The organism is Ensifer sp. SSB1, assembly GCF_016652895.1.
Taxonomy (GTDB): Bacteria; Pseudomonadota; Alphaproteobacteria; order Rhizobiales; family Rhizobiaceae; genus Ensifer.
Genome location: NZ_JAEPRP010000233.1, coordinates 1 through 9,035, shown reverse-complemented (window position 1 = coordinate 9,035; position 9,035 = coordinate 1). Strand labels below are relative to the sequence as shown.

8 protein-coding genes are annotated in these 9,035 nt (G+C 59.5%); 3 read left to right on the top strand and 5 right to left on the bottom strand.

Annotated elements, in window-relative coordinates; all coding sequences use genetic code 11:
- Nucleotides 1–120: 120 nt before the first annotated feature.
- The gene (locus I8N66_RS33880) at nt 121–1,029 is read right to left on the bottom strand and encodes a DMT family transporter (protein WP_291163862.1); all 909 of its coding nucleotides are present in this window, start codon (nt 1,027–1,029) and stop codon (nt 121–123) included.
- Between the two features lie 480 nt (nt 1,030–1,509).
- Between I8N66_RS33880 and I8N66_RS33875 the strand changes: the two genes are divergently transcribed.
- On the top strand, nt 1,510–2,610 hold the full coding sequence (locus tag I8N66_RS33875; protein WP_291163865.1) for a DUF475 domain-containing protein: 1,101 nt from the start codon (nt 1,510–1,512) through the stop codon (nt 2,608–2,610).
- Between the two features lie 456 nt (nt 2,611–3,066).
- Here I8N66_RS33875 and I8N66_RS33870 read toward each other — a convergent pair whose 3' ends face one another.
- Complete coding sequence (locus tag I8N66_RS33870; RefSeq protein WP_291163859.1) at nt 3,067–3,198, bottom strand: hypothetical protein; 132 nt, start codon at nt 3,196–3,198, stop codon at nt 3,067–3,069.
- Between the two features lie 829 nt (nt 3,199–4,027).
- On the opposite strand from I8N66_RS33870, the gene I8N66_RS33865 reads away from it, so the two are divergent.
- Entirely contained in the window at nt 4,028–4,945 is a 918-nt protein-coding gene (locus I8N66_RS33865; protein ID WP_291163856.1) for a zincin-like metallopeptidase domain-containing protein, read from the top strand.
- 463 nt (nt 4,946–5,408) lie between these two features.
- On the opposite strand, the gene I8N66_RS33860 is transcribed toward I8N66_RS33865, so the two are convergent.
- From I8N66_RS33860 to vapB, 3 genes are all read right to left on the bottom strand, one after another.
- Complete coding sequence (locus I8N66_RS33860; protein ID WP_291163853.1) at nt 5,409–6,599, bottom strand: DUF1173 domain-containing protein; 1,191 nt, start codon at nt 6,597–6,599, stop codon at nt 5,409–5,411.
- A 392-nt stretch (nt 6,600–6,991) separates the two neighbouring features.
- The gene (locus tag I8N66_RS33855) at nt 6,992–7,396 is read right to left on the bottom strand and encodes a type II toxin-antitoxin system VapC family toxin (protein WP_223729078.1); all 405 of its coding nucleotides are present in this window, start codon (nt 7,394–7,396) and stop codon (nt 6,992–6,994) included.
- Complete coding sequence (gene vapB, locus I8N66_RS33850; protein WP_223729077.1) at nt 7,393–7,653, bottom strand: type II toxin-antitoxin system VapB family antitoxin; 261 nt, start codon at nt 7,651–7,653, stop codon at nt 7,393–7,395. The genes I8N66_RS33855 and vapB overlap by 4 nt, the downstream gene beginning before the upstream one ends.
- Nucleotides 7,654–8,626: 973 nt before the next feature.
- Between vapB and I8N66_RS33845 the strand changes: the two genes are divergently transcribed.
- Entirely contained in the window at nt 8,627–8,950 is a 324-nt protein-coding gene (locus tag I8N66_RS33845; RefSeq protein WP_058323403.1) for a DUF736 family protein, read from the top strand.
- Nucleotides 8,951–9,035: the final 85 nt, after the last annotated feature.

Here is a 9,035-nt window from a genome sequence, read left to right as displayed (position 1 = left end):
CCATCTCAATGATCCGTTCTCTCAGCGGGCGTGGCCTCTTTCATGCCACCTCCTTCGGCATTGAATGCAGGCGGGGTAGCAGAGAGCGATGCCCAACGAAACCCCTTGGATGGACCAATCTCAGGCCTTGGCCTGCCGCTTCTTCAATTGCTGTTCGCGGAAGAAGATGAAGAGGCCTGAGGCGACGATCAACGCGGCGCCAACCAGGACCGTTGGGCGGGGAGTGTCGCCGAAGAAGAACCAACCGAAGACAACGGCCCAGAAAAGTAGCGTGTATTGCAAGGGCACGACGGTGGCGGCGTCGGCAAGCTTGAGGGAGCGGTTGACCAAGATGTGTGCCAGCATCGCGACGATGCCGAGCATACCGAGTTGCATCAAGGCCTCACCGTCGACCGGTGCCCAACCGGAGGGGTTGGCCGCAACGCCGACGAGCGAGAAGATCAGTGCGCCGACGATCTGCCAGAAGACGAGCGTCGTGTCCGGTGTCGAACGCAGGGTGCGACCAAGCATCAGTGCGAAGGCGAAGGCGGCGCTGCCCGCAAGCGCGATCAGTGCCGGCAGGCTGAAGCTTTCCTTGGAGGGTTCGAGGGCGATCAAAACGCCGGCAAAACCGATGAGGATTGCCGTCCAGCGCCGCCAGCCGACCTTCTCGCCGAGCAGAAACGGCGATGCGGCCGCAACATAGATCGGCGCAGCCAGCCAATAGGTCATGGTATCGGCGAGCGGCATATAGGCGACGGCGAAGTAGAAAGCGGAGGCATCGATCGCAAAGAGCAACGAGCGAAGCGCCTGCAGTCCTGGTCGCTCGACCTTGAACATCGAGCGCAGGCCGCGCCTCAGAATGAAGGGTGACAGGAACAGGAGCGCCGCGATGCTGCGGATCACCATTAACTGGCTGACGGAATAAGTCGCGACCAGCCATTTGCCCATGACGTCGTTCAGTGAAAACATCAACATGCCGAGCAGCATGATGAGGACGCCTGTTCGGGCGGCGTTCGGGGCGGTAAGGGGGGTGGCGATCGCAGTCATATCGAGGCCTTCAGAGAGTTGCGCACGCCATGCCACATTCCGCCCAGTCGATCCATTGCTGTCTGCATATGGAACCATAAGTTTTGCGAATGAATCGGGGCTACTGTTCAGCTGATGCATAGAGCCGTGGCCGCGATCGTTTGTTTGCTCCGATTCCCTGCCTTCGACCGGCGGAAGGGGTACGGCGGCGCTGCAGCCGGCTCCCCCACGTGGAAGGAAGGGCGCCCGGGCGCAGGTGCCCCCTTGACCTTCCACCGGACGCTGCTAATTAGAAAAGTGCTCCCGCCTCCAGACATCGGACCGCGGGATGAACACTGGTGCCGGGCCCCTCTGGCGAGAGTTTTTACGGCGCTCTCGTGATGTCGGTACCGCCAGCAAATTAGCCGGCGGATTAGCTCCAATGACAACTGATCTCATGCCTCACGCATGTGCCCCTTGGGCCGTGCGCATTTCTGTTTTGAAACCCCATCTTTTCACCGAATCCGGCGTCGTCCGCGCGAAGGAGGCGCGCTCGGCTATTTCACCTGGGCCTTCATTGTCACAGCGGTGGGCCTTGTGCTCGGCGCTTGGCTCGGCTGGCAATCGACCGGAACCATCGGCGGTATGGCCTCCGTCTTCTTCATCTGCACCGTGCTTGCGGTGCTCGAAATCTCCCTGTCCTTCGATAATGCCATCGTCAATGCCAACAAGCTCAAGGACATGACGCCCGAGTGGCAGCATCGCTTCCTGACCTGGGGCATCCTTATCGCCGTCTTCGGCATGCGTATCGTCTTCCCGCTCCTGATCGTCGTTATCGCAGCGAAGATCGGACCGATTGAAGCGATCGTTCTGGCAGCAAGCAAGCCCGAGGAATATGCGCGCATCATGAACGACGCCCATCTGCCGATCGCGGCCTTCGGCGGCACCTTCCTGATGATGGTCGGTCTCAGCTACTTCTTCGACCATGAGAAGGACGTGCACTGGATCAAGTGGGTCGAAACCAAGATGGCACGTTTTGCGACCATCAAGGGCGTCGAGATCGCATTCGTCCTTGCTCTGATCCTTGGCTTCTCGACGCTGCTTGAGCCTGCAGACGTGCACACCTTCGTCTATTCGGCGATCTACGGTCTTCTGACCTTCCTCGTGGTCGAGGTGGTCGGTGGCCTGCTCGATGCGCAGCAGGAAACCATGAGTGCTGCAGCAAAGGGCGGCTTCGGTGCCTTCCTCTATCTCGAAGTTCTCGATGCCAGCTTCTCGTTCGACGGCGTTATCGGCGCCTTCGCGCTGACGCAGAACCTCTTCATCATCGCGATCGGCCTCGGTATCGGCGCTATGTATGTGCGCTCGATGACGATCATGCTCGTCGAAAAGGGGACGCTCAGCGAATACCGCTATCTGGAGCACGGCGCATTCTACGCGATCCTGATCCTCTCGGTGGTCATGTACTTCCAGACCCTGATCCACATACCGGAAGTGATCACCGGCCTCGGTGGGGCTGCGCTCATCGGCATCTCGCTTTGGTCTTCGATCCGCTACAACAAGCGGGAACGCGAAATGGAAGAGGTGGAAACGCGGGATTCGCATGAGCAACTGCGAGCCTGATAAGATCTCTTGATGTGATAAAGAGCCCGGCGGGCATGTCCGCCGGGTTTATTCTTATCGAAAGCAACCTCTCGACGGGGAGCGGTGGTTTTGCTTTGAAACGGCTCCGCGAAGCAAATTGGCGGCGGGCACAGGACCACGAAAAGCGTCATCCCACAAAAAAGGCCGGGCTAAACCCGACCTTTCGTGATCGCACCATGCCGATGCCAGTACATCCGTGGTCAACGGCAAAGTGTGACCTATGTTTTCAATGTAGCCCTCGATTGCAATTTAAGCAAATCAGAAATCTAATCGCCGTCCCAGTTCTACCGCCTCATTCTGCCGTCTCCGACGAACGCCATCTGAAGGGGTGCGCGGGCTCTACGCCTTGCCCGCCCTTAGGTTAAATGAAAATACCGCAGATCAATCTGCCGGATTGAGCCCGTATAAAAAACAGCGCGCTGTGTCCCTCCAACGTCAGCCTTGCGGTGGCTGATTTCCAACGCCGGACACCTTGTCTGCCACCGATGCCTCTCCGTTGGCGACCACGCTGGCGAAAATGAACGCCGTCTGAATACCCGATGGTGCCGGATCATTAAGCAGGTTCATTCCCGTTTCCGAGATCACATGTTCTAACCGTCGGCCGATAGCCTGACCAATCGCCCCGCGAGCTATGGCGTTTCTCAGTCGCTGAGGATGAAGGCCCCTGTTCGATCGACCGACGCCAATGAATGCGCGATGCCATTGTGCGCGACAAGCGGCGCAAACACCGGTTCATCAGTAGCGCTGATGGGCGTGATGAGCGCGCTCTAGCCGGAGAGCGACACGGTGTTGCGGGTGGCCATCGCACCCCTCGACTACCGTCAAAACGAACCGCGCGCTGGCCGCCGTCATGCAGACGAGGTCGGTGTCAACCGGGTGATGGTGAACGGTGCGGTGAAGGGGGAAGCCACATCTCGAGGCTGCCTTAGTGCGGTACCGGCGGTCCTTCCGGAGAGCCCTTAGAGAGTGCATCAGTGCCTTCGAAGCCGAGCCACCGTCGCCCCTGCACCGTGCCAAGGCGATCGAAAATGTGGCTCCACCGAACGCTTGTAAACACATCCATGTGCTGACGTTGGAGGTCGCCGTAGACGCTATCGTCACCGAGGAACTTCCGACAGGCCTGGCCCGATCTCGTCGCCAAGGGTGTCTCTTCAAGCGCTCTTCGCGAGACGAGGCCGGTTGAGAGTGGCGCAAGATCCCGGACTTTTCGGGCGCCGATCATGATCGGTCTCTCCTTCAGCCCGCCCGTCGAGACATGGCTCGGTTGTGGCACACGCTGCCAGCCCATCAACCCTGTTCCGCACCAGCACCGAGAACAGGGTGTGACGGGCCGGCCTCCCGCGTCTGCCCCTGCCGCCTCGCCCTCGACGGAGAGGGCGAGCTGAAGGAGGCACCAATGACCACAGATCGCAGACGCCAAACACAAGTCGATATCTACGAGCGCGTCACCAAACAGATTATCGCGGCCATCGAGGCCGGCGCCGGTGACTACCGGATGCCCTGGCATCACGACGGATCGGCCATCACCACGCCCGTCAACATCGCCTCAAGCAAGACTTATCGCGGCGTCAACATCCTCTCACTCTGGGCTGCGGCGCACGCGGCCGGCTATCCCACCGGGATCTGGGGCACTTACCACCAATGGCAAGCGCTCGGCGCTCAGGTTCGTAAGGGCGAGCACGGCCACCTTGTCGTGTTTTGGAAGACCCACGATCGCGACAAAACCGATGACCAGGCCTGCGATGGAAATCGTGACGAACCCGCCCGCTCCATGTTCGCTCGCGGCTACTCGGTTTTTAACTGCGCCCAGGTCGACGGCTACACACCGCCCGAGATCCCGGTGTTGCCAGAGGCAAAGCGGATCGATAGGGCCGAACGGTTCTGCGCGGCTCTGGGCATTGACATCTGCCACGGCGGCTCGCAAGCCTATTATCGCCCGGCTACGGACCAGGTGCAGATCCCAAGGTTCGCGTGTTTCCGCGATGCGGTCGCCTACTATGCCGTGCTGCTCCATGAATGCGGTCACGCATCTGGCGCCAGCCACCGCCTCGACCGCGATCTTTCCGGACGCTTCGGCACGGCAGCCTATGCGATGGAGGAATGCACGGTCGAGCTCCTGAGTGCTATGATTTGCGCCGATCTGGGTCTCAGTGTCGAGCCGCGGCCGGACCATGCCCGCTACATTCGGTCGTGGCTCGACGTGATGAATTCCGACAAGCGCGCCATCTTCACTGCTTCCAGCAAAGCACAGGAAATCGCTGACTGGATGCATGCACAACAGGACGAGCAAGATGAGGCTTGCGGCGCCGAATAGGCGTCCCTTACAAGAGCAAACGCCAAGGATCATCACCTCGCGAGCGAAAAACTTGCGAGGTAATGCTTGGGAGTGCCGACCGCGGCGCTAGGACGCGGTGCTTGAAATTGCCGATTGACGACATCGCGGCAATCGGCCAACTCTGAAGAAAGGACGTCGGCAAAGCGAGTTATATCGGCTCGCCGCATGACGGCATCTCTGCTGTCTGGCAGCCTTTAGCGGAAAAGAAGTTGCCGAGGATGCAATGGGCTGTGGCTCGTGGCGCCGTGCGCTTTCTCTGTCCGTAGAATCTGCATCTATCGTTTGACTGAGATTGATTTCTACCAGATTGAGCGGCGCTGCCGGAAAGGCTGCGCCTGTTCTTGAACTTTACGATACGAATGCCTTCATTTGCTGCTTCCTTCACCATCTAACGAGCTTGCTCTCAGCAAAGACAATAACCATCCCTCCTGCACTCTGGCGATCACGGCAATTTCGGCATGTCGCCCTCGGCGATGCACCAAATCCAAGGTGTCATCTCTGGTCTCGCCTCGATCATTTCCGCCAATGCCCGCTGGTAGTCCCCACTTGCACCGGCCGGGATGATGAACATCGCGACCGGGGAGGGCCGCTCTTCCGGTAAGGTGACCGACACGATTGGTTGCTCCTGTGGGAGATTGAAGCGTAGCCCTTTGACGGACTTGCGTCGCAGCGCACCCAGTCTCTCCAGAAGATGACGTTCGTGGACGTTTTCGAATGGGATCCAGTTGCCGTTCACCACCATCATCGCGAGTTCTGCGACGGCAGCGACCCCGGATGCCGAAATCCCAAATGTCGCCATCATAACGAGATGCAGCTCATCGTTCGAACGCCATAACTCCAGTTCCGTTTCGTATTTGGCGTTGAGCCGCTTCCATGTTTCGTGTTCAAGCATGAGTGGAAAGGGCAGATGCCGAAGCGTGATCCGATGCCCCACGCGCGCGGGTATGAACTCCTTCACTTCCGCCACCATAATCATCAGTTTGCGCGGTCCTGTCCCGGACGCTTGCGCACCGGCAAGTGCGGTCGCTCGGCGCGCGGCAATTGCTTCCTTGTCCTTCTGACGGAAAGTCTCCGGCACAAACAGCATGTCGCTGAGCAGACCGCCGCGAGTCGTCATTTGCGACGCGGCGTTCATGAGGCTCGTGCGGACCCGACCCCAGCCGCGCTTTCCGGCCCAGGAGGAACGCCATTCGGTCAATTCACCCATTTCCCACAGGTAGTGCAACACCGCGCGCAATGATAGCTTCTGTGGCTCATTGCGAATGGCGCGCTCTGACGCACCCGCCGATTGAGGTGCGGCCGCTCGCGGACCTTTCTTCGTCATCGAAAAATCAATCTTCAAGTTTGCCCTGCCGTTCGCATCGACCTGGATGGCATTGCCGATTAAAGGACCGAGGCCGGACAACTCGTAAGGGGGGTCGTAGGAGGGGCAAGCCGGGTCGTGATCGCGCCCCGAAAGCGGCATGCGTTTGACGAAATGCTGCCCCTCGAGTTGCGCGATATACATCGGAACCGGCGGTTCCTTGCACTGACAATGTGGACGGAGCCCCTGTTCGTAAGCACGTGGAAGAATAGCCTGGAATTCGTTCGATTCCTCTTCGAACGACCTGTCGCCAATCAGAAACCGTCGCACATTGCATCTCCGCCGCCAATCCAAGGGGCCTGTAAGGGACGGTGACGATGTAGCACGGATCTGTCGTTTAGACTATCAGAAATGCGATGGTATAAGGTGGGGCGCCCGTGCAGCAGCGGTGGAGGAAGATGTTTTTCTGCGAAAGCACGCGTCCGAAGATGTCGGCGGAAACACGCCGGCTACGAGAGCTTTGCGTGAATCATGTCGGACAGAGACGATGCGAATACGCTTAAACCAAACGGTGCGTCGGCCGCATCTGTCACAGCTGAAGCGCAGTGAACCGAAGACAGCACAGCGTGTTGCCTTCACGGCGGTTGGTCATCTCGTCGTTGGCACTCAACCCTGACGACGATGTCGCGGCCTCGCGTGCGCGGCCCTGAACCTGTCGAGGCTCACACCGACCAATCCTCCACATGCAAGTTCTCAACCCGGTTGAACTCGCCGACATTGTTAGTGACGAGGGTCAATCCACGGGCTTTCGCCTGCCCTGCGATCAGCACGTCATAGGGGCCGATGGGCGTCCCCTTAGCGGCAAGGGCCGCCCGGATCTCGCCCGCGACAAAGGCGTCATTCTGGTCAAAATCGAGGATCGAAAAATCCGCCATCAACAAACGCAAGGTTTCCAGGTTGTGTTGGACCTTTGCGCTTTTTTGCGCTCCAAAATAGAGTTCATACGCGACGACCGAGGGTAGGCCGAGACTGCCCTGAGGGCTGTGGAGAACACGGCTGACCAATCTATCCGATTTTCGGCCGATCAAGGCAATGACAGCGTTGGTATCGAGAAGGTGCGAGATCACTGAAACACCGCGTCAAGTTCCGGTCGATCCTGCTGTTCCGGCTGCTCGCGCCCGCTCTCCATGAAGTCGTCAGTCATGCCGCGGGCCAGCGCTGCCTTCAGCGACGACCACGGCTCGCCCGCCTCGACATGCGGACGGAGAATGAGAGCATCGCCCTCCTGCGTGATCTCCACGCGCTCGACGTTGAAGCGGAATTCCTTCGGCAGGCGGACGGCCTGCGAGTTTCCGGACTGGAATACGCGTGCAAGATGGGGCATGGTCGCTTCCCTTGTGTATCTACAGAGGCGTATATACGGCTTTTTGACGCTCAGTTCAAGACAGGTCACTCTCATCCGGCGATCTGCCCGAGCGGGCGCGGATTCGCCGGCTCGGCTGCACGAAGCCTGCGCCGCGCCTTGACGACGTGACGATCCCTTGCGTTCGGTGAGTTCCCGGGGGCAGGAGCCTCACTGCTCGGCGTTATAGCCCTTGCCGTTCGCGGCCGATCGCCGCGGCGATCCGTTCATTGTGTTTTTCCGACGGAGATACCATGGCAGCGTCGAGCCCTCGGCGATCAGGCAGGTCGGCGACCCCGGATATCGTCAAGCGATGCCAGCCCCGATTGCTCAGGACCGACTGATCGGAGCAGACGGGTGTCTGTCGGGGGATTGTACTCGTGTCGAGACCGGACGGCGGGCAAGATTGTCGAAGATCGACTTGGTCGATCTCGGCGGGGCCGAGCGTCTCGAGATATTGCAGTACGGCTTTCTGGCAATATGGTCCACCGCGGTCGTCTCAACTTGCACCCGAGAGATGTGGCGGCAGTCGACGCTCCTTGCTGCTTTCGATTGGCAGAGATGGGCGAGGGGGCGTAGCGCAAACCGTCGTGATGTGCCCACGTTGCAATGTGCCGGCGGTCTTAAGTAGTGCCAATCTGGGTTGCCTGAACCGTCTGTCACCGGCTTCGGCTGCAACAAGACCATTCCCGTTTCTACATCGCCCTTTAGTCGACCGCCTGCTTTCGCGGTCAACCCCTAAAAGGGGTACGTCTCGCACGAAAATTCAGCAAAATTCGATTTGGGTTCTTCATGCGGGCTTCTTGCACTTCTTCCGGCAAGCGGAACGAAGCGCGCCCGCCTTTTTTCGGAAAATAGAATTTCCCAGAATTTTCGTGCGAGATGACCGCAGCAGATCGGCCGTCTCTTCGCGCGTCATCGGGAATGGTCCCGAGCAACCGAAGGAGACAATACCATGGCAACCACGATCGCAGCTCTGACGCAGAAGACCGACGGCACTCTCGAGGGCGTCTTCGCCACGATCCGGGTCAACGCCCCTATCGCCATCATCCCCAACGCCAACAAGGCAAGCGAAGAAGCCCCCGACTACCGCGTCATCCACCGCAAGACTGGCTTTGAAATCGGCGCGGCCTGGAACCGTGTCGCGCGCCAGACCGGAGAGGAGTACCTCTCGGTGAAGCTGGAAGCTCCGGAGATCGGGGTGATCTTCGGCAACCTTGCGCAGGCGCCGGGCGGTGATCCGAACCGCAAGGTGATCCTCTGGAATAACCCGAACTGATCCGCCAACGCCGGTCCCGACCAATCGGGACCGGCGCCCTGAACGCGTTCGGTGCCCAAGCGGACTGTTCATGGTCGATAGGACC